General features: G+C 67.5%; 20 protein-coding genes. 16 read left to right on the top strand and 4 right to left on the bottom strand.

Annotation, left to right across the window (positions count from 1 at the left end):
• Positions 1 to 2: 2 nt before the first annotated feature.
• Positions 3 to 803 carry a 4-hydroxy-tetrahydrodipicolinate reductase gene (gene dapB / locus ISP14_RS16175; protein WP_404541783.1) on the top strand — a complete coding sequence of 267 codons (801 nt, stop codon included), beginning with the start codon at positions 3 to 5 and terminating at the stop codon, positions 801 to 803.
• Positions 804 to 863: 60 nt separating this feature from the next.
• Here the strand turns inward: dapB and ISP14_RS16180 are convergent, their stop codons facing one another.
• The 3 genes from ISP14_RS16180 to ISP14_RS16190 form a co-directional block, all read right to left on the bottom strand.
• Positions 864 to 1,550 (bottom strand): hypothetical protein, encoded by a 687-nt coding sequence (locus ISP14_RS16180; RefSeq protein WP_404541785.1) that lies wholly within the window; start codon positions 1,548 to 1,550, stop codon positions 864 to 866.
• 94 nt (positions 1,551 to 1,644) lie between these two features.
• A complete protein-coding gene (locus tag ISP14_RS16185) occupies positions 1,645 to 2,118 on the bottom strand; it encodes a hypothetical protein (protein WP_404541786.1) in 474 nt (157 codons plus the stop codon).
• Complete coding sequence (locus tag ISP14_RS16190; protein WP_404541787.1) at positions 2,115 to 2,690, bottom strand: RNA polymerase sigma factor; 576 nt, start codon at positions 2,688 to 2,690, stop codon at positions 2,115 to 2,117. Before ISP14_RS16190 ends, ISP14_RS16185 begins: the two co-directional genes overlap by 4 nt.
• Before the next feature lie 120 nt (positions 2,691 to 2,810).
• Between ISP14_RS16190 and ISP14_RS16195 the strand changes: the two genes are divergently transcribed.
• From ISP14_RS16195 to ISP14_RS16210, 4 genes are all read left to right on the top strand, one after another.
• On the top strand, positions 2,811 to 3,137 hold the full coding sequence (locus ISP14_RS16195) for a hypothetical protein (protein WP_404541789.1): 327 nt from the start codon (positions 2,811 to 2,813) through the stop codon (positions 3,135 to 3,137).
• 57 nt (positions 3,138 to 3,194) lie between these two features.
• A complete protein-coding gene (locus tag ISP14_RS16200) occupies positions 3,195 to 3,824 on the top strand; it encodes a trimeric intracellular cation channel family protein (protein WP_404541792.1) in 630 nt (209 codons plus the stop codon).
• 344 nt (positions 3,825 to 4,168) lie between these two features.
• On the top strand, positions 4,169 to 7,945 hold the full coding sequence (locus ISP14_RS16205) for a YadA-like family protein (protein WP_404541793.1): 3,777 nt from the start codon (positions 4,169 to 4,171) through the stop codon (positions 7,943 to 7,945).
• 50 nt (positions 7,946 to 7,995) lie between these two features.
• Positions 7,996 to 8,817, top strand: coding sequence for an OmpA family protein (locus tag ISP14_RS16210; protein ID WP_404541906.1), 822 nt, complete (start codon positions 7,996 to 7,998; stop codon positions 8,815 to 8,817).
• A gap of 158 nt (positions 8,818 to 8,975) precedes the next feature.
• Here the strand turns inward: ISP14_RS16210 and ISP14_RS16215 are convergent, their stop codons facing one another.
• A complete protein-coding gene (locus ISP14_RS16215) occupies positions 8,976 to 9,974 on the bottom strand; it encodes an AraC family transcriptional regulator (RefSeq protein ID WP_404541795.1) in 999 nt (332 codons plus the stop codon).
• A gap of 590 nt (positions 9,975 to 10,564) precedes the next feature.
• Here ISP14_RS16215 and ISP14_RS16220 point away from each other — a divergent pair.
• The 11 genes from ISP14_RS16220 to ISP14_RS16270 are packed head-to-tail and all read left to right on the top strand — an operon-like array spanning position 10,565 to position 19,985.
• Positions 10,565 to 10,741 carry a Flp family type IVb pilin gene (locus ISP14_RS16220; RefSeq protein WP_404541797.1) on the top strand — a complete coding sequence of 59 codons (177 nt, stop codon included), beginning with the start codon at positions 10,565 to 10,567 and terminating at the stop codon, positions 10,739 to 10,741.
• Between the two features lie 49 nt (positions 10,742 to 10,790).
• On the top strand, positions 10,791 to 11,312 hold the full coding sequence (locus ISP14_RS16225) for an A24 family peptidase (protein ID WP_404541800.1): 522 nt from the start codon (positions 10,791 to 10,793) through the stop codon (positions 11,310 to 11,312).
• A 50-nt stretch (positions 11,313 to 11,362) separates the two neighbouring features.
• Positions 11,363 to 11,848 carry a pilus assembly protein gene (locus ISP14_RS16230; RefSeq protein ID WP_404541804.1) on the top strand — a complete coding sequence of 162 codons (486 nt, stop codon included), beginning with the start codon at positions 11,363 to 11,365 and terminating at the stop codon, positions 11,846 to 11,848.
• 28 nt (positions 11,849 to 11,876) lie between these two features.
• Complete coding sequence (gene cpaB / locus ISP14_RS16235) at positions 11,877 to 12,905, top strand: Flp pilus assembly protein CpaB (RefSeq protein ID WP_404541806.1); 1,029 nt, start codon at positions 11,877 to 11,879, stop codon at positions 12,903 to 12,905.
• Positions 12,906 to 12,925: 20 nt separating this feature from the next.
• Complete coding sequence (locus ISP14_RS16240; RefSeq protein ID WP_404541808.1) at positions 12,926 to 14,251, top strand: type II and III secretion system protein family protein; 1,326 nt, start codon at positions 12,926 to 12,928, stop codon at positions 14,249 to 14,251.
• A gap of 60 nt (positions 14,252 to 14,311) precedes the next feature.
• Entirely contained in the window at positions 14,312 to 15,541 is a 1,230-nt protein-coding gene (locus ISP14_RS16245) for an AAA family ATPase (protein ID WP_404541810.1), read from the top strand.
• Positions 15,526 to 16,821, top strand: a complete 1,296-nt coding sequence (locus ISP14_RS16250; protein WP_404541813.1) for a CpaF family protein — start codon at positions 15,526 to 15,528, stop codon at positions 16,819 to 16,821. Before ISP14_RS16245 ends, ISP14_RS16250 begins: the two co-directional genes overlap by 16 nt.
• A complete protein-coding gene (locus tag ISP14_RS16255) occupies positions 16,818 to 17,756 on the top strand; it encodes a type II secretion system F family protein (protein ID WP_404541814.1) in 939 nt (312 codons plus the stop codon). The genes ISP14_RS16250 and ISP14_RS16255 overlap by 4 nt, the downstream gene beginning before the upstream one ends.
• The gene (locus tag ISP14_RS16260; protein ID WP_404541817.1) at positions 17,753 to 18,700 is read left to right on the top strand and encodes a type II secretion system F family protein; all 948 of its coding nucleotides are present in this window, start codon (positions 17,753 to 17,755) and stop codon (positions 18,698 to 18,700) included. Before ISP14_RS16255 ends, ISP14_RS16260 begins: the two co-directional genes overlap by 4 nt.
• Positions 18,701 to 18,702: 2 nt before the next feature.
• Positions 18,703 to 19,566, top strand: a complete 864-nt coding sequence (locus ISP14_RS16265; RefSeq protein WP_404541818.1) for a tetratricopeptide repeat protein — start codon at positions 18,703 to 18,705, stop codon at positions 19,564 to 19,566.
• A complete protein-coding gene (locus tag ISP14_RS16270) occupies positions 19,563 to 19,985 on the top strand; it encodes a DUF3613 domain-containing protein (RefSeq protein WP_404541821.1) in 423 nt (140 codons plus the stop codon). Before ISP14_RS16265 ends, ISP14_RS16270 begins: the two co-directional genes overlap by 4 nt.
• The last annotated feature ends 7 nt before the right edge of the window (positions 19,986 to 19,992 follow it).

Here is a 19,992-nt window from a genome sequence, read left to right on the forward strand (position 1 = left end):
GTATGTCGCTGAAGGTATGTCTTGCCGGTGCCACCGGCTGGGCCGGTTCGGAACTGGCGCGCGGTATCGCCGCCAGTGCGGACCTGGAACTGGTTGCCGCGGTGTCGCGCCGGCATGCGGGTCAGCTGCTGGGCGCGGCACTGGGCGATACCGCCATCACGGCGCCGGTGTTCGCCAGCGCAGCCGAGGCGCTGGCTACGCCTTGCGACGTCTTCGTTGAATACACCCACCCCGATGCCGCACGGGCGAACATCCTTGCGGCGCTGGAACATGGCGCCCACGTGGTGGTGGGCACCTCGGGCCTCACCGACGAGGACTATGCGCGGATCGACACGGTGGCGCGCGAGCGTGGCCGCGGCGTGCTTGCCTGCGGCAATTTCGCGTTGACCGCGGTGCTGCTGATCAAGTTCTCCGAGATGGCGGCGAAGATCCTGCCGCAGTGGGAAATCATCGACTACGCCTACGCCGGCAAGCCCGACGCACCCAGCGGCACCGTGCGCGAGCTGGCCACGCGCATGGGCAAGGTGCGCCAGCCTCGGCTGGAAGTGCCGCTGGAGGAAACCCGCGGTCTGCGCGAGGCGCGCGGCGGCACCTTGGCGGGCAGCCAGGTGCATGCGGTGCGCCTGCCGGGTTTCGTGCTCGGTGCCGAGACCATCTTCGGTCTGCCGGACCAGACCCTCAGCATCCGCCACAACGCAGGTGGCAGCGCCACGCCCTACGTGGACGGCGCGCTGCTGGCGATCCGCAAGGTGTCCACGCTGGCCGGCTTGCACCGTGGCCTGGATGCGGTGCTGGAGCTTTGATCGATCTGGCGCGGGTTACGCGGTGCGGTCGGTGGCGATGCCGGCGCAGGCCGGCGCGAATCACGTGCTGGCGGGCTTGCTGACTGCGCTGCCGTCGACTGCCGGCGCGATGCGTTTGGCGGCGTAGTCCAGGTGCGAGACCATCGAACTGAGCATCATCTCCATCTGCTTCAACGAGCGCAGGAAGTCGTAGGGATCGACGGGGTGGACGGTTTGCAGGTCCGTGAGGGTATCCACCAGATGCGGGGCGTTGAGCACGAGCGTGGAGTCGTGCTGCAGCCAGGTGCCCAGTTCCTGTTCGGCGGTATAGGCGGTTGAATAACGCTGCAGGGCGTTGGCATCGAGCCAGCCGGCCGACTGGTCGGCGAGGGCGGTATCCCATGCGACGCTGGACATCGTCGGCCAGTTGGAATTGAGCAGGAAGTTGTCGCGGTTGGCCTGGATCTTCCGGTTGATCGTCGCGTTGTCGAGGTTCGCCTTCAAATCGGCGGACACCTGCGTATCGAGTGCAAGCAGCATCGCCAGGTTTTTCTTGTTCATCGCGGTGGATTGCTTGATGTTGTCGAGCACCTTGTGCAGCTCGCTGTTCATGCGCTGGCTAGCTTCCGCCGCCGCATGCGCATGATGCGTGTGCTCGATCCACGCCTCCAGCCCCAGCGCGGTGAGGATGCTGAGCACGATCATCAGGTAGTGCCTGGCGAAATCCTTGAGGGACGCCAGCCGGGTGTTCGGCAGTTCGAGGTGCATAGGGGCTCCGACGGAAGCGGGATCGGTTGCGAAGCGTAACGGATCGTCCGGCCCGTGTTCGGAGGACGTTCGGGGGATGCGCCGGTGCGGTGGCTCAGGCGACCCGCCCCGGGGTGTGCCGCTGCCACAGCCCGAGCAGCCAGGACGCGCCGAGGCAACCGCCCAGCGCCAGCAGCCAGCCGGTTGCCGGTGCACCAGATGCCGGCAGCAGATCGCGAAAGGCGGGTAGCCAGGCGCTGCCGTAATCCGCGAGCATCACGCAGCCGGCCACCAGCAGCGCGACAGCGAGCACGCCGGCCAGGGTGGATTCGAAGCGTGGGTCGGTGGCCTGCCGCCCGGCCGGTGCAACGGCGACCCGGTCGGCCATCTGCCGCGCGAAATCCGCCGGCAAGGCTTCGGGCATGGGCTGGCGCAAGCTGCGCGCCAGCAGGCGGTAGCGGCGCACCAGTGCATCGCCGTCGGCTGGGTCAAGGCCTTGGCGTTCGGCCTGCAAGGCGCGCTCCTGTGCCTGCCATTCGCGCTCGTGCGCGGGGTCGGCGAAGGGGGGGAGGTCGTGTTCGTGGTTCATGCTGCAACTCCCGTCCGGGCTTCCAGCGCCTCGCGCAGGCGCAGGCGCGACCGGAACAAGTGGCTCTTGATGGTACCGCTGGCGAGCCCGGTGATGTGGGCGATCTCGGGGATGGAGTTTTCCTCGAGGTAGTACAAGGTCAATACCGTGCGTTGCAGCGGCGGCAGCGCCTCGATGGCCTCATGCAGGTGCGCGGCGGTTTCCGCATCCACGCAGGCGGCCTCGAGGTCGAAATCGTCGGCCACGCATTCGGTCGGCGAGCAGCCGTCGTCGTCGTAGGCTTCGACCAGCGGGATGCGCTTGTGCTGTAGGTGGCGCAGGGCGATGTTGTACGCCACGCGGCCGATCCAGGATTTCAGCGCGCTCTCGCCGCGGTACTGGTGCAGGCACTGGTGCACGCGCAGGAAGGTGTCCTGGCACAACTCGCGCGTGTCCTCCGGGTTGCGCACCATGCGCTGGATGATGTGCCAGCACAGCCCCTGGTGCGCGCGCACGAGGCGTTCGAACGCGCCGGGCCGGTTGGCCAGCGCGGCGTCGACCAGGGCGCGGTCGGAGGCGTGTGAGTCATCCATGGCGCAAGAGATACGCGCAGGCGCGCGACGGTTGCAGCGCGTCGACTGCAACCGTTGGCCGGTGACCGGTATCCATGTTTCCGAAACCCGTCATCACCCTTTCCCCTCAAGGAGGTAGCCATGAATCACGGCATCTTGGTCCCGATTTCGCTGTTTGTCTGCATTACCTACGCCATCAAAATCTGCGTGGACGCGGTGACGCGCCGTCGCATGCTGGATGCTGGCGGCTCGGCCGACCTGGTCGCTTCGGTGCTGCACGACGAGGAGGTGCGCCGTCGTTATTCCTCGTTGCGTTGGGGCATCGTGCTGCTGTCGGTGGCGCTGGGCTTTGGCCTGATCCAGTGGTTCGGCTGGGAGGACGTCACCCCCGGCATGATCGCCGTGCTGGCGGGCGCCACCGGCCTCGGCAATCTGGTGTTCTTCGCCATTTCGCGCAAGCTGAGCTGAAGCTGGTTCAATGGCGGGCATCGCCGCAGTGTCGGCATGCCCGCCTGAGCCAGCCACATGAACGAGCAACTGTTGTTCAACCTGCTGGACCTGGCTGGCACCTTCGCGTTTGCGATCAGCGGCGCCACTGCGGCGCGGCGCCGCGACCTCGATCTCTTCGGCATTCTCGCGATCGCCTACATCACCGCCTGTGGCGGGGGCATCGCACGCGACGTGTGCATCGGCGCGATCCCCCCGGCCGGCCTGGCGGATTGGCGCTATCTGTTCACCGCGGTGGTCGCCGCACTCGCCACGGTCGTGGCCTACCGCCAGGTGGAACGGCTGACGTATCCGGTGCGGCTGTTCGATGCCATGGGCCTGGGCTTGTTCGCGGTATACGGCGCGCACAAAGCTTTGTTGTCCGGCGCCAATGCGGAAGTGGCGATCCTGCTCGGCATGGTCACCGCGATCGGCGGAGGGCTTGCCCGCGACGTGTTGCTGGCCCGCGTGCCGATCGTGCTGCAGCGGGAGATCTACGCCAGCGCGGCCTGCGCCGCCGCTGCGCTGGCGGTGCTGGGCGAGCGGCTCGGTTGGTCCGTGCTGTGGGCCACCTGGCTGCCGATTCTGCTGTGCTTCGCGCTGCGCTTCGTGTCGTTGCGCTACCGCTGGAATCTGCCGCGTTTCGGAAGCGAGCGCGGGGCGGACTGAATCGATCCCGGCCGACGCCGGCGGCTAAGCAGGCTGATCGGGGCTGGCCGGTCGCCGAGCCTCACCCGGCTGGTCGCCGGCGCGGCATGAGGCCGGCCTTCACGCGGCCTGCGCCGTCGGCGCCTCCCAGTCGACTTGCCGTATTCGTGCATGCGCTTGCCGGATACGCCCCCTGCGTTGCCGGATACGCATAACGCACTGCCGGATTGGCTCATGGCGGGCGTTGGCCGCGCGCTTGAATGATCCCGCAGCACCTCTGCCGCAAGTTGCAGCGCACTCGTGCTGTCGTCGCCCAGCGCAAGACCGGGCGCCGGGGGTTCACTCATCGGCAAGGGGGCATCATCATGAATCGCATCTATCGCCTGGTCTGGTGCCGTGCGCGCGGCGCGCTGGTGGCCGTTTCCGAGCTGGCTCATTCCCCGCGCGTGGAAGTTGGTCATGGCCAAGCGGGGCGCCTGCCGCTGCTGCTGTCCGCCATCGCGCTCGGCATCGCCGGCATCCTGCATGGTCCTGCTGCGCATGCGCAAAGCGTAAGCGACGCCAAACTGGCCGACCTGCAGTCCCTGGTGGACAAATACAGCCCTGCGCCTGCGGCAGGCGGACTTTCCGCCGCCGCGCGAGTACAGCTGCCCCCGGTGGTATCGCAGGCGCAGGCAGATGCATCGGTACTTCCGGCAGCGGCGCTGCACGCAGACGCGGCTGCCTCGACGCCGGTGGCTACCGTGCGCGCCAAGCTGCGCGCTGACCGGCGCGGCGCGACGATTCATGCCGGACTGGACACGCGCGGGCTGGCAAGCGGGTTATCGACAGTCACGCAGGCGGCCTCCCCGCTGCCGGTGGCAGGGAAGGCACTTTCGGCGGTCGATGGATTGGCCGGCGCGATAGTCGCCGCGGTGCCCCCGGCGCACGTGGGCGTGGGCGCGACGGTGGGTGCGCCGACGGTGGTCGAGCCGCTGGCTGCCGATCGTCGCCGCGTGCTTGTTTCCGGCCAGGTGCATGCGTCCGGTACGGCGGCCGAGGGCCATGTCTCCGGCGTGGTGACGGGCGGCGCAGGCGGCGTGGTGGGCGGTGTGGCCGATGTGGTGACGGATACGGCGTCGAAGCTGCCGGTGGCGGGCCCGGTGGTGGCGCAGCTGGGCCAGGCGCTGGGCACGGCGACCTCGGCTGGCGGCCATCCCGTTGGCGTGGTGGGTGGTGCGGTCGATGCGGTGACGGACACCGCATCGAAGCTGCCCGTAGCCGGCCCGGTGGTGGCGCAGGTGGGCCAGGCACTGGGCACGGTGACCTCGGGTGGTGGCCACCCCTCCGGTGTGGTGGGCGGTGTGGTCGATGCGGTGACTGACACCGCATCGAAGCTGCCCGCGGTTGGCCCCGTCGTCGGACAGCTAAGTGGCGATCTTGCTTCGGTCACTTCCGGCCATGGCGATCCGGGCACGGTGCTCGGCACCGTGGTGGGTGGTGGGGTGAATACCGCCGCTGGTTTGCCGGTGGTCGGCTCCACGGTGGCGAGCACCGGTCAGGCGCTGAAGACAGCGACTTCGGGCGGCAGCCTCGGTGGTGGTCTGGAAGGCCAGCTCGGCGTGGTGGCGGGCGATACGCTGAACACGTTGGCGCACACGCCGGGTGCCGGACCGGTGGTGGCCAAGGTCGGCCAGACCCTGGGGGAGACGACGGCACCGATCGGCAATGGCACGGCGGTGGCCCCTGGCCTCACCGCTGCGGTGGGCAAGGTGGTCGACGGCGTCACGGGTACGGCTTCGGAACTTCCTGTGCTCGGTTCGACCGCGGGCAAGCTGGGCGACGCATTGAAGCCGGTCACTTCGGGAGACGGCAACGCGGCGGGCGCGCTGGGCACGGTGATCGGTGACGTGACCGATCCACTGGCGAAGCTGCCGGTGGCCGGTCCTTTGGCCGGCCAGATCGGTGGCACGCTCGCCTCGGTAGCTTCGGGCAATGGGAGCGCGACGGGCCTCGTCGGCCAGGCGGTCGAGGATGTGACCGATACCGCGTCGCAACTGCCGGTAGCGGGGCCGGTCGTGGGGCAGCTGGGGCAGACGCTGGGTGCGGCGATGAACACTGCCGGAGCAGGCAATGCCGGTTTGTTCGGCCCGGTAAACAATCTGCTGTCGCTGGCTAGCCCAGGCACGGCCAGCATCACGCCTGCGGCGGTCCCTGTGGTACCGCCGCCCAGTGCGACGCCCTCGGGTTTGATCATCGGCAACGGCGGCGTGGTGGGCACCTCCACGCAATTGCTCGGTTCCAGCGAGAGCTCGCTGTTCACCAACTCCAATCCGAACGGCTACATCACCAACGGCAGCCTGCAGGTAAGCAACGCGAACTTCAGCCAGGGGTATTCGACGCTGAACCTTCTGGGCCTGCCGGTGCTGAACTCGACCCCGGTGGGTACCGTGCTCACCACAACAGGTGGCACCACGCTGGGCGCCACCGGCGCCAACTCGCACCTCACCTTGATCGGTGGCGTCACTTCGGGCAACTACATCTCCGACATCAACAATGGTGCGGACGGCGGCACGCTAGGCCTGGTGCTGCCGACCGGGGCACCTGCCTGGGCCTCCACCTGCCTCAATGTGCTGGGTGTGCTGAGGGAGTCGTGCTGGGCCGTGAACGCGGCACAGGACTACCAGGTGCTGATGGGCGATGGCGCTTCGGCCAATGGTTCGGAAGAGGTGGTGATCGGCACCAATGCCAGCCACACCTTGCCGACGGTGAATGCGAATACCGCGTTCCCCGGCAACGGGGCCAACGACCCGAACAATCCGAGCGGCGTGCCGACTGCCGACTATGCGACGCGTCTCGGCCACTCGGTGGTGATCGGCGACAGCGCGTCCGGCACGGCGAATGCGCAGACCATTCTGGGCGCGGGCGCCACTTCCAGCGTGGCGAACAGCGTGGCGCTGGGTTTCGATTCCATCGCCAGCCGCGGCGCGCTTGCGAACTACAGCGCGTTTGGCCTCACGGCGCTGCAGAACTCGGCCGGGGAGGTGTCCATCGGTTCGCCCGGGCAGGAGCGGCAGATCACCAATCTTGCAGCGGGCTCCTCCGCCACCGACGCCGTGAACCTGGCCCAGCTGCAGGCGGTGGCCAACATCGTCCAGGGGACCGACAAGCTTGCGGTGAAATACAACGCTGATGGCGCGGGCAACGCCACCGACACGATCGGTCTGGTCGGCGCAGGCAGTGGGGCGGTGCTCATCACCAACCTGGCGTCGGGCGCGGTGAGCGCCACCAGCACGGACGCCGTTAACGGCTCGCAGTTGTGGGGGTGGACCCAGGACACCGCCAATCAGTACAGCAACTACAGCCTCTACAACGACATCCAGAACATCAAGCCGGGTGGTAGCGGCAGCGGTAGCGTGAAGTACTTCAACGTGAACTCGACGCTCGGCGATTCCACGGCCAGCGGCAGCAACAGCATCGCAATCGGTCCGCAGGCCACGTCCAGCGGCGCCGGCAGTGTGGCGATGGGCAACGGCGCCAACGCCAGCGCCAACAACTCGGTAGCGATCGGTGCCGGCTCGGTGGCCAATCGCGCCAACACGGTGTCGGTGGGCAGCGCCGGCAACGAGCGGCAGATCACCAATGTGGCTGCAGGCACCGCGGCGACCGATGCGGTGAATGTGGGCCAGCTCGACTCGGCCGTGCAGTCCTCCACCGCTGGCACGGTGCGTTACGACACCAACAGCAACGGCAGCGTCGACTACGGCAACATCACCCTGGGCAATGGCAACGCCGGCACCGTCATCCACAACGTGGGCGCCGGCACGGCGCAAATGGATGCGGTGAACGTCGGCCAATTGCAGAGCGGCATGCAGCAGGCGGTGAACTGGGCGAATGCCTATACCGACCATCAAGTGCAAGAGCTGGGCAATCGCGCCAACGCGGGCGTGGCGGCCGCGCTGGCCGCCGCCGGCCTGCCGCAGGCCTACGAGCCGGGCAAGAGCATGGCGGCCATGGCGGGCGGCAGTTTCCGCGGCGAATCCAGCATAGCCATCGGCATATCGACGATTTCGGAGGGCGGCCGCTGGGTCTACAAGCTGACCGGCTCCGCCGACAGCCGCGGCGACGCGGGCGTATCCATCGGCGCCGGTATTCAGTGGTGAGCGGTCGTGCACGGGTGGCAGCACAACAGGGGGGAAGGGCCATGCTGACGATGAAGCGGCGCGCAGGCGTCTGTGCGGTGGCATTGATGGCGGCGTTACTGGTGGATGGCTGCGGCATGGTGCAGCGGCATGCAGCTGCCGATGACGCTGCGTCCACCGAAGTGGGTTTTCCCGATCCTTCCCGCGCAAGCCTGCCCGAAGGCAGCTACGTCAACTTGGAGAACCTGCGCAAAGTCGGGCCGGGGATGAGCAAGGCGCAACTGTACGCGCTGCTCGGTGCGCCGCATTTCAACGAAGGCGTATTCGGCGTGCGGGAGTGGAACTACATTTTCGATTTCCGCAAGGCCGACGGCAGCGGCGAACATTTCAGCTGCCAGTACCAGGTCGACTTCGACAAGCATCATCTGGCCGCCGGCTTCCACTGGAAGCCGGCATCCTGCGAATCCGTGCTGGAGCCGCCGCGGCCTGCCCCCACCCCCGCGCCGGTGGCCATGCCCAGCCAGCCGATCAGGCTCTCCTCCGATGCCTTGTTCGCATTCGATCGCTCCACGCTGACCCCGCAGGGACGCGGGAAGCTGTCGGACCTGCTGGCGCAGGTGCAATCCGCCAGCCAGATCGAGGACATCATGATCGTGGGCTACACCGACCGGATCGGCAGCGACCGCTACAACCTGGCGTTGTCGCAGCGCCGGGCGGAAGCCGTGCGCGACTATCTGGCGGCCCAGGGCGTGCCGGCCAACGCCATGCGCACCGAAGGGCGCGGGAAGAGCGATCCGCTGGCGCGTTGCTCCAACCGGAACCGCGCCGCGCTGATTGCCTGCCTCGCGCCCAATCGCCGCGTGGAGCTGTCTGGCGTGGTGCGCCGGTCTTGAACTCGCTCGAGTCCGCCGCGATCGGCACCGTGGGCGTCTGTCCAGGCCAGGCAGGCCTGCAGTGGGAGCTACCCCCTTCGCTCTCGCCCACGGTGCCGATCGCGGCGGATTTGTGCCGGGCCGCTGGTCGGCGAAGCGGGCGGGCAGCGCGGAATGCTTCAGGGCGTCGTATGGGTGGTGTCGCCGGGCGGCGAGCGCATCAAGGTATCGCTCGGCAATTCGCCGAACACGCGTCGATAGCTGTCGGCGAAGCGGGAGAGATCCCACAGGCCGCAACTCAGCGCCACCGATTTCACCGAGCGGCGACTGGCGTCGGACAATGCCAGGCTGCGGCATGCGGTGCACAGACGGAGCATCGACAGGTAGCGGTTCGGGGAAATGCCGAGCAGGTCCTCGAATGCGTAGCGCAGCGCCCGCTCGCTGACGCCGGCCGCGTTGCACATCTCGTTGACGTAGATGTCGTTGCGCAAGTTGGCGCGCATGAACTGGTCGACGCGCTGCATGATCACGTAGTGCTTGCGGCGACCGCGCGAGCAACTGGGCAGGTGTTCGGCGGTAACGCTCAGGCCGGCGTCGAGATGGGCGTCCAGCACGGCCGCCAGATCGATAGAGGGAGGCTGGGCGGGAGTACTGTCGCCAGTTGGAGGGCCGTGGATAAGGTTCTGCCGGAGGTGCTGGTACATCGCCTGCAGCACCTGTGCCGTCGCATTGCCTTCGGTCCGGAACATCGACGGCAGGTGGATCGAGGTGCCGCCCTGCAGCGGGTCGCGGCGGGCCAGCCGCTCGTGCAAACGTCCAAGCGGCAGCAGCAGCAAGGTGAGCCGCGTGTCCGCGCTGAACATGAATTCGCTGCTGCCCTCGGGCATCACCGCAAAGGCGGTGTCGCGGGCGAACGGGATGCCATGGCACCAGCTGGTTTCGAGCGTGCGATGGACGTAGCCGAGCAGGCACCAGTCGGTAGGCAAGGTGAAGCGCGCCCGGAAGGGAAACGATGCTTCGGTGCTGCACAGCAAGGCGTCGTCCACGGTACGGCTGTCGACGATCGCGCGTGGCCCCTGATCGCCGAGCAATACCATTTCCATCTTGCAGACCTTGAGCATGCCGCTCAGGGAAATGAGGTCGCAAGGCAACAGTGTGTCGACGCCCTCAGTCGTCATAATCCGCGAGCTGCCCCCTGTTGCCAGAATCCTTGCCAACATTCGCGGAGGAAATTATCCGCCGCGCGGTCGCGTCTTAACATTTAACCCGAATGGCGCTTCGAATGCATGCACGTATTCGGCATCTTCCCTGATCGCCGACACGCCGTCGCCGGGTAATGCGATTTACATCACGTGGGCGGCAGTCGATACGTGCCGTTTTTGTGCATTTCCGGATGGTGTGTCGTAAAAGAATGTGCTACGCCTTGGCCGAAAACGGGTTTTGAAATTCGGCTGTGCGAACAAGGGGGACATAGGGATGTCGTGGGCCATCGTGCACGGTGCGCTGCAACGCGTCACCGCTCCACCGCTGCGCAATGTGCGTGCATCGGCCCGCGCCCGTCGGGCTGATGTTGATCACGGCCGGAAACCCACCCCAGCCACTCCCCCCGGTAATTCAAAGTGCGGCCCTCGGCAAAGGGCCGTACCCCACGCAGACGGCCCGGGCGGGCCAACCGCGGCCGCGGCCGCGGGTAGTCGGATGGCGGGCCTTGGCTATCGCACCGCGCCATTCGTGAAAACGGGTCGGCCATTGCGCCACAGGAGGGGACATGAAAACCTCAATTCGTAATTTCATTCGTGAAGAAGACGGAATCACTGCGCTGGAATATGGGGTTTTGGCGGCGATTGTGGCCGCAGCCATCGTTGCCGTTTTTTCAGGGCCTCTTCAAACCTTGCTTACCAACCTTCTCAACATGATTGCCAAAGCGGCGGGCACAACAGCGTAGCGCCGAACTTTATCGTTGCTGCAAGTGCACGCATGTATGGAGACAGGGTTTGTCTTATCTGCCGCACGCATCAGCCATTGCGTTATGTGTCCTGACGATCGCTAGCGATCTGTACGCGCACCGCGTGCGAAACGTCTGGTTGCTGGCGGCGTTGCTGCTGGGGGCGGTGGGGGTGATCTGGACGTGGCTGGGCGGTACGGGGCCGACGCCCTGGACAGCGTTGGCAGGACTGGTCATCGGTCTGCTGGCGCTGCTGCCTTTCCATGTGCTCGGCTGGATGGGGGCAGGCGACGTGAAACTGTTCGCGGTGCTTGGTTTTCTTCTGGGGGGCAAGGCCTTGCTGCCGATATGGATCGTCGCCAGCTTGTTCGGCGGCGCGCACGCCCTTTGCATGCTGCTGATGCGCCGTACCGGCGCGGGCATGCAACGGTTGCGAATGAAGATGGCCGGCACGCGTGCGTGGCAATACGTACTGGCCGCGCGACAGGGGCGCAAGGGTTTGCCGTTTGCCGCGTATATGGCAATGGGGGCGCTGCTGACAGTGGCGGCACCGCAGTTGACGCGATGGTGAACGGCATGCGCATTCGTTCCCGCCGAACTTGTCGTGGCGTCGCTACCCGGATGGCGACGCGCTGCGGTGGCGGAACACGCCACCAGGCGCAGCGCGGCGTGGTGGCGGTGGAATTCGCGCTGGTATTCCTGTTCGGTGTGCTGCCGCTTCTGTTGCTTACCCTGTCGGGGGTGCTGATTTTCGCTGCCAAGCAGTCGTTGGCGCTGGCGGCGGCCAATGGCGCGCGCGCGGCCTTGCGCTACGGCAGCGACGGCTCGCTGGCCGGGCGCGAGGCAGCGGCCTGCACGACAGCGGCGCAGTCGATGAACTGGCTGCTGAGTTTTTCCGGCGCATCGCAGGCGTGCCCCACGCCGCTGATCGCCGTCACCGCGGTCCCCTGCCCATCGGCTGCAAGCGTGCAGTGCGTGCAGGTGACCACGACCTTCGATTACGACGCGCACCCCTTCATACCGGGCACCGCCACGGTGTACGGCTGGGTGCTGGGCAAGGATTTGAGCAGCACGGCCTTGGTTCAACTGGATACCACCGGCGATTGAAGTTCGGTCGCCACGGATGGGGGGTGCGATGCAGAAGATCACGCGCATGGTTGCGTTGCTGCTGGTGCTGCTGGCCGTGGTACTCGCCGTGCTGGCGATCATGCTGGGTCGTCATACGACCGGGGCGTCGCGGAACGTGGCGGGCGTCGCCACGGCAGCAGCGGAAACGGCCCGTGCCGCGCAGGCGCAGGGCATGGCCGTGGCGGTGGCGGCTACCACCTTGCCGCCCGGCGTGCCGATTGCCCCGGACGCGTTGCAATTGGCGCAGTGGCCGCAGCATCCGGCCGGCGCATTTGCCGATGTAGCTTCGGCGGCCGGTGGCATTCCGTTGGTCAGGATTCCCGCGGGCACGCCGGTGGTGGCAAGCCTGCTCGCCCACGACTTGGCGATGGCACTGCGCCCGGGCGAGCGTGCGATCGCGGTGCCGGTCGACGAACAAGCCGGTGCCGGCAATCGAATCCGGCCTGGCGACTATGTGGATGTCTTCCTCAGCCTGAAGGCAGCGCCCGGTACCGACAACGGCAAGGCATCGACGGATCCCACGCAGACGCGATTACTGCTGTCGCGCCTGCGCGTGCTGGCCTACGGTGACGAGGATCTGCCCGTGCCGCCGCACGCCGATGACGCGAAACCGGCGGATACCGGCAAATCGTCCGCGGCCTCGCGCGATGGCGATGCCCAGCGCGCCGCGCCGCACACCGCCGTGCTGGCGGTGCCGGTCCAGGATGCCGACCACCTGCTGCTTGGCGCGCAGAACGGCAAGCTGTCGCTGGCGTTGCGGCGTCCGGATGACGAGGGCGGTCCCGATCATGCGCTGTTCCCGCCGCCTCGCGGCGTGCTGGTCGCACGCAGCGATCTCGGTGCGGAGCAGAAGCAGTCGCTGGCGTCGCCCGAGAACCGCGCCTATGCCGGCATCGATGGGGTGGATCTTGCCGGCAGGGCATCGGCCAGGCCGATGCCCTTCGCCGCCGGGCATCGCGCAGTTGCCTCGCAGGGCGTGGAGGTGATCCGCGGTACGGGCAGCGAGGCGCACGGCAACCGGAGCAATTCACCGTGAGGTCGATGATGCGGCAAGCGATGTCACGAACGCATTCCCTTGCGGCCACCGGCCTCGTTGCGGCTATCGCGGTGTTGTCGCTGGCGCCCGCAGTCATGGCGGCGGCGCCGGAAGCCTCGGTGGTGTTGCAAGTGCATGAGCAGCGGCCATGGACCTTGCCACGCAGCCTGGAGCGCGTGGCGATCGCCGATCCCGCGGTGGCGGACCTGGTGATGCTGAAGGGGCGGCGCGAGGCCTTGCTGGTCGGCAAGCAGGCGGGACAGACCACCTTGCTGATCTGGCAGCGTGGCGAAGCGGCACCGCAGCGTCTGGCCGTGCAGGTACGCGGCGCGGTGCAGGAACAGTTGCAGGACGGCAGCGGCACCGGCCTCACGGTGCAGGATGGCACGGCGTTGCTGCGGGGTAGTGTCCCCAGCCTGCTCGACCACGAGCGCAGCCGCGAAGCCGCGGCGGCGGCGGTCGGCGACAAGGGACGGGTGGCTGATACCTCCACGGTGGACAGCGGCGGCGTGGTGCAGGTGGACGTGAAGGTGGTCGAGTTCGACAAGACCGCGATGAGCCAGATCGGTCTGAACTTCCAGGCCGGCAACAACGGCTTCAGCTACGGCTTCGGCAAGACCGCCGCCGCCTCCGGCAACGGTTCCGGCAGTGGTGGCGCGCTGTCGTCCGCCTTCAGCCTGGTGGCGGGACACAAGAGTGCCGACGGACATCATTTCTGGAACGCCGACATCGACCTGCTGCAGTCCGATGGCATGGCCCGGGTGCTGGCCGAACCCTCGCTGGTCGCGCTGTCCGGGCAAAGCGCCAGCTTCCTCGCTGGTGGCGAGCTGCCTATCCCCGAGCCGCAGGGGCTGGGCACCACCACCATCATCTACAAGCAGTTCGGCATCGGCCTCACGGTGACGCCGACCGTACTGTCGGCCGACCGCATCGCGCTCAAGGTGGCGCCGGAGGCAAGCGATCTCGACTACACCAATGCGGTTACCCTCGACGGCATCTCGGTGCCGGCGATCACCACCCGCCGCGCCGACACCACGGTGGAACTGGGTGATGGCGAGACGTTCGTGATCGGCGGGCTGGTCAGCCAGTCGATCAGCTCCCAGGTGGACAAGATCCCGCTGCTGGGCGACATTCCGGTCATCGGGGTGTTCTTTCGCGATTTGAGCTACAGCCGGCAGGACAAGGAACTCGTCATCGCCGTCACGCCGCACCTGATAAAACCGTTCGCGCGCGGCAGCAAGCTGCCGATGCCCGGACAGCGTGAGGCGCAGCCGAACCAGCCGGTGTGGGGCTCGTTTCTGCTCAACCCGGCGGGTTCGGATCAGTTGCCGGGATTTTCGCGCTAGGTGAGGTGACCCATGTCCGCTCAGCCTGTCCTGCGACCCGTCGATCAGCCGGAACCCGGCATGAAACTGCGGTTCTGTTCGCCCGATCCCTATCGCGCGGAACAACTCGCCGCCAGGTTGAAACAATTGGCGATGGTGCGCTGGGAGAACCTGCCTGCGGCATTGGTAGCCATGCCATCGTCGCTGACGGATGGGCAGCACGTGATCCTGCTGGACTTCGCGCCGGATGCCGTCGCCGACTCCGCGGAGCTGGCGAGGCGCCTGCTGACGCGGTCGCCTGAATTGCCCCTGGTCGGCGTGGGTAGTACGGAGGGTGCGGAAGCTGCCGGCGTGCTGGCGGCGCTGCGTGCCGGCGTGCTCGATTTCATCGATCCGAACATGCCGGACGAGGAGATCCGCTCGTTGCTGGCGCGGATGCGCGAAGCGGCCGCGCAAGGGCGGCTCCGCGCACCGGTGCAAGCGCCTGCGCCGGTAGCGCGCGGGCGCATCGTGCTGCTGTTGGGTGTGCGCCCGGGAATCGGCACCAGCACGCTTGCCGCGCACCTGGGCGTATCGGCGATGGGCGGCAACGAACCGGACACGCAACGCCAGGTGCTGCTGCTGGAACTGGGGCGCCCCGCCGGGGATGCGGCGCTGTACCTGGGCGTCGAAGGCGAGTTCCAGTACAGCGACGCCCTGCGTGGCGCGCACCGCATCGACGCCACCCTGATCCGTACCGCGCTGGGGCGCCACACCAGCCAGTTGGCCGTGCTCTCGCAACGCAGCGACCTGGCTGAGCCGCCGCGCAGCGAAGACGATAGCGGCACGCTGATGGAGCGCCTGCGCAACCATTTCGAGCTGCTGCTGTGCGACCTGGGTGGCCTGCCGCTGCCGCAGGTTCCGCTGCCCTTGCTGCAGCTCGCCGACGAGATCTGGCTGGTCGCCGACCAGAGCATCGGCAGCATGGTGTCGCTGGACGCCGCGCTGCGCGAACTCGGGCAGCGGGGGTTGCGCGATGAGCGCCTGTCGCTGGTGATCAACCGCTACGACCGGGAAGGCGGCATGGAGCCGGAGCAGGTCGCTCGCCGCTTCGGGTTGCCTTTGCTGGCGGTGTTGCCCGAGCGCTCGCGCGTGCTGCGCGCCAGCGCCAACCAGGGCTTGCTGCTGCAACAGATCGCGCCACGCGACTCCTATTTGCGTGCCATGCGCCCGCTGCTCGAGCGACTGCAGCCGGCAACCGCCGCCACGGCGCAGGCGCCGCGGCCGCGTTGGCTCGCCCGTTTGGGAGGCTTCCGATGGAAGAATCAGTGATTCCCTACGAACAAACCCAGCAGTTCCACGACGTGATGTCGGCGGCGCACGAGTTCCTGCTGAATCGCATCGAGGACAACCATCTCGACATCGCGGCCTGGTCGCGTGACACCACCGTCAAGTACGTCGACGCGGAAACCTCGTGCTTCGTGCAGGAATGGCGCATCCCGATCAACGAAGAGGAGATGCGCAAGGTATCGACGGCGCTGGTCAAGGAATTGGCCGGTTACGGTCCGTTGGACGACCTGCTTGCCGATGCCGAGGTAGAGGACATCCTGGTCAACGGCTACCAGGATGTCTATGTCTCGCGCCGCGGCGTGCTGGAGCGGGCGCCGGTGCGCTTCATCGACAATCGCCATGTGCTGCGCATCGTGCGCCGCATCCTGGCGCCGCTGGGCCGGCGACTGGACGAGAGCACGCCGATGGTGGATGCGCGGCTGCCCAACGGCGGCCGCCTCAACGCGGTGATCGAGCCGTTGTCGGTGGGTGGTCCCAGCGTCTCGATCCGCAAGTTCCGCCGCGACCCGTTCACGCCGGATGACTTGCTCGCGAATGGCACGTTCGACCGCCAGATCGGCGCGCTGCTGCAGGCGGCCGTGGAAGCGCGCTGCAACATCTTGATCTCCGGCGGCACCAGCTCCGGCAAGACCTCGCTGCTGAATGCGCTGGCATTCCATATCCCGAGGCAGGAGCGCGTGGTGACCATCGAGGACACCGCCGAGCTCTCGCTCAACCATCCGCACGTGGTGCGGCTGGAAAGCCGGCTAGGTGGCTTCGACGGCGGCGGCGCGGTGAGCATCCGAGAGCTGGTGCGCAACAGCTTGCGCATGCGCCCGGACCGCATTGTGGTGGGCGAGGTGCGCGGCGCCGAGGTGTTGGAAATGCTGCAGGCGATGAACACCGGCCACGACGGTTCGATGTCCACCATCCACGCCAACTCGCCGCGCGACGGTCTGTACCGGCTGGAGATGCTGGCCGGCTTCGCCGACTTCCAGGGCAGCGAGGACAGCCTGCGTCGGCAGATCGCCAGCGCCATCGACTTCGTGGTGCAGATCGCGCGGCTGGGCAACGGCCGCCGCGTGATCTCCTCGGTCACCGAGGTCACCGGGGTCAGCGACCGCATCATCACCACCCAGGAGATGTATCGCTACGAAACCCAGGTCGACGCCAACGGCAACGAGCGCGAGTCCTGGCCCGGGCTGGGCTTCCAGCCGCATTCGCGCAAGCTGGAGCCGTTCCGGCAGTTCCTGCTGGATGCCGCACGCGAGGTCTGGACGTGATCTCTGCGCTGGCGCTGCTCAGCGTGGTTTCGTTGCTGCTGGCCGCGGCGGTGGAACTGTGGTGGGGCAGCCCGTTGCGGCAGCAACACCGGCGCAGCATGGCGCGCCTGGAGAAGAGCCTGGGTGAGCCGGTGCGCGCGCCGGCCGCCGCCACCCCTGCCGCCGCGCCGCCGTCAGAGCCGGTGCCGGGGCAGGGCATCGCCCAGTGGGTCGACGCGCTGTGCTTGCGCGCCGACTTGCCGGTTGGCTGGCGCACGCTGCTGTCATTGCTGTTGCCCGGCGTGCTGCTGGCGATGCTTGGTGCGTGGCGCATCGGTACCGCATGGGCGTTTCCGCTGCTGATCGTCGTCTATGCCATCGGCCTCGGCTTGTGGCTCCGTGCGCGCATCGAACGCCAGCGCAAGCGGCTGGCGCGCCAGCTGCCGGACTTCCTCGACGCGATGGTGCGCCTGGCCAGCATCGGCAACAGTTTGCCGATGGCGTTCCAATCGTCGGCGGCCACGGTGCAGATGCCCTTGCGCGCCGTGCTCGACCGCGCCATCCAGTCCGCGCGCAGCGGCATGGAACTGGATCGCGCGCTGCAACTGGCAGCGCAGCCTTACCGCCTGAACGAGCTGGACCTGTTGCACGTGGTGCTGGGTACCGGCATGCGCATGGGCGGCCGGGCCGATCACATCCTGCAGCGCATGAGCGACTTCATGCGCGATCTGGACCAGGCGCAGCTCGAATTGCGCGCGATCACTTCCGAGACCCGCATGTCGGCCTGGGTGCTCGGATTGCTTCCCGTGGTCGTGGCGATCTTCATGACGCTGGTCAATCCCGCGTTCTTCCATCCCATGTTCACCGAGCCGATGGGCCACCGCCTCTTGCTGATGGCGCTGGGCCTGGAATTGCTGGGTGGCTTCCTGTTGTATCGGTTGGCGAGGTCGCTGTGAGCGCCGGCCTGTTGCTGGCCCTTGCACTGCTGGCGTTGGCGCTTGGCCTTGCGCTGCTGGGCGTGAGCCTGCTGCAGCGCGTGCGCCAGACCGAGCAGCGCACCCAGGTGATCGACCAGGCGTTGTCGCGCATGGCGCGCGAGAGCCCACGGCGCGAGGCGGGCGGGGCGCGCTGGCGCGTCGTGCTGGAATGGCTGGAATCTATCGGTAGGCACTTCGGCGAAGGTCATCTGGGCAAGGCTTTGCTGGCGCCCGAGGATCGGTTGCTGCTCGACCAGATCAATCGCAACGACCGTTCCGGCCGAGCGATCTTCCTCGGCCTGCGCCTGGCCCTCGCCCTCGTCTTGCCGGTGCTGCTGGCGCTGCTGCTGCGTCCCGAGGGCCTGCGCTTCGTGGCCGTGCTGGTATTGGGGCTGGCGCTCGGCGTGTGGTTGCCGAAGCTGGTGTTGCGCAGCTGGGCCGAACGCCTGCGCAGGCGCGTGGAAGACGAACTACCGCTGCTGATCGACCTGCTGCGCCTGCTGCAGGGCGTGGGTTTCAGCATGGATCAGAGCCTGCAGCTGATTGCCGAGCGCTTCCATCCCGTGTTGCCGGTGCTTGGCCGGGAAATCCGCGACGCCAACATCGCCTACATGCGTGGGCGGCCGCGCGACCAGTCGCTGCGGCGGCTGGCCGAGTCGTTCGGCAACGATGACCTGAAGAGCCTGGTGCAGATCATCCTGCAGGTGCACCAGCACGGCGGCGCCGTACAAGAGCCGCTGCGCCAGTTTGCCGAACGCCTGCGCGAGCAGCGGCGCATGAGCATGAAGGAAAAGACCGGCAAGCTTTCGGTGAAGATGACCATGGTGATGATGCTCACTCTGTTGCCCGCGCTGATGCTGGTGCTGGCCGGTCCGGCAGTGGTGTCGCTGATCGGCACCGTGGTGAAGTTGAGGGGCCATTGACCATGACACACCACTGCGTGCCGCGTGCACTGGCGCTTTTGTTCGCAGCGGCCGGATGCTTGTTGCTCGATGCCTGCGCGGCGCGCGGCGGCTATCTGAATCATGTGCAGCCCAGCTTGACGCCGCCGACGCAGGCTTCGGCCACGAGTAGTCGCGCGATGTACCTCGACCTGATCCGCCAGATGCAGCAGAAGGGCGCCTACTACGCCTCGCTGGCGCACATCGACGCGTTTCGCCAACTCTATGGCGATCCGCCCGAGCTGCGCCGCCTGCAGGCCGATGCGCTGCGCGAAGTCGGGCAGCCCGCACGGGCCGAAGTCGTATACCGCGGTCTGCTCGGCACCGACCAGGCCGCGGCTGCCTGGCATGGGCTGGGCTTGATCGATGCGGCTGCCGGCGATCATGCGCAAGCGGAACAGGCGCTGGAGCGGTCGGTCGGCATGGAGCCGATCAACGTGAATTACCTGGGCGATCTTGGTTACGAGCGATTGCAGTCTGGTCGCATCGCCGCCGCGCGCGAGCCGCTGGCCAAGGCCGCCGAACTGGCGCCGGACAGCGTCAAGGCGATCTCCAATCTCGCGTTGTGGATGCTGTTGAGCGACAGGGATGCGCAGGCCGACGCCTTGATGAGCCGCGCCGCGCTGCCGCAAGCCACGCGCGATGCCGTGCTGCAACTCGCGGCCCATCTGCGCGCGGCCGCGCCGGCCGCGGATGCGGCGCCGGTCGCCGACAACGCAGCGATGCCGCCGGCGACATCCGCGCCGCAGGGCATGCGCTCGCAGCCGCCAGCGCGGATCGCCGGCATACCCGGTTCGATGCTCGATCGTTTCGGCCCATCGTCCACGACCACTGAGGCCCATCCATGAAGACCCAGTTCACGCGCATACAGCACGGACCCATGGTCGTTGCGCTGATGGCGGCTTGCCTGCTCACCGCGTCGCCACGAGGCATGGCCCAGCAGCAGCCGCTGACCGGGCGGATGATGGGCCATGGGGCCGCTGCGCCGTCGCCCGCGCCGTCGGCAGCTGCCGCGCCGTCCGCCACGCCGTCGCAGCAAGCCGATGCGAATCCCGCATCCGCGCCGGCGTTCCGCGCGAACGAAGTCGGCGACACCACACGCTACCTGCTCGGCCTGCAGGCCGACGACGACCGGCCCGGTACACGCCTGCCCATGCTGGGCAACCAGGCCAGCGCCGGTTACGACCGCTACATGAAGAGCTTCAACCACGGCATTCCGGAGTTCTACGAATCGAGCGTGGGCAAGAACGGCAGCGGCGGGAGATAGCTGCCAT

The organism is Dyella agri, from assembly GCF_044904705.1.
GTDB classification, from domain to species: domain Bacteria; phylum Pseudomonadota; class Gammaproteobacteria; order Xanthomonadales; family Rhodanobacteraceae; genus Rhodanobacter_A; species Rhodanobacter_A agri.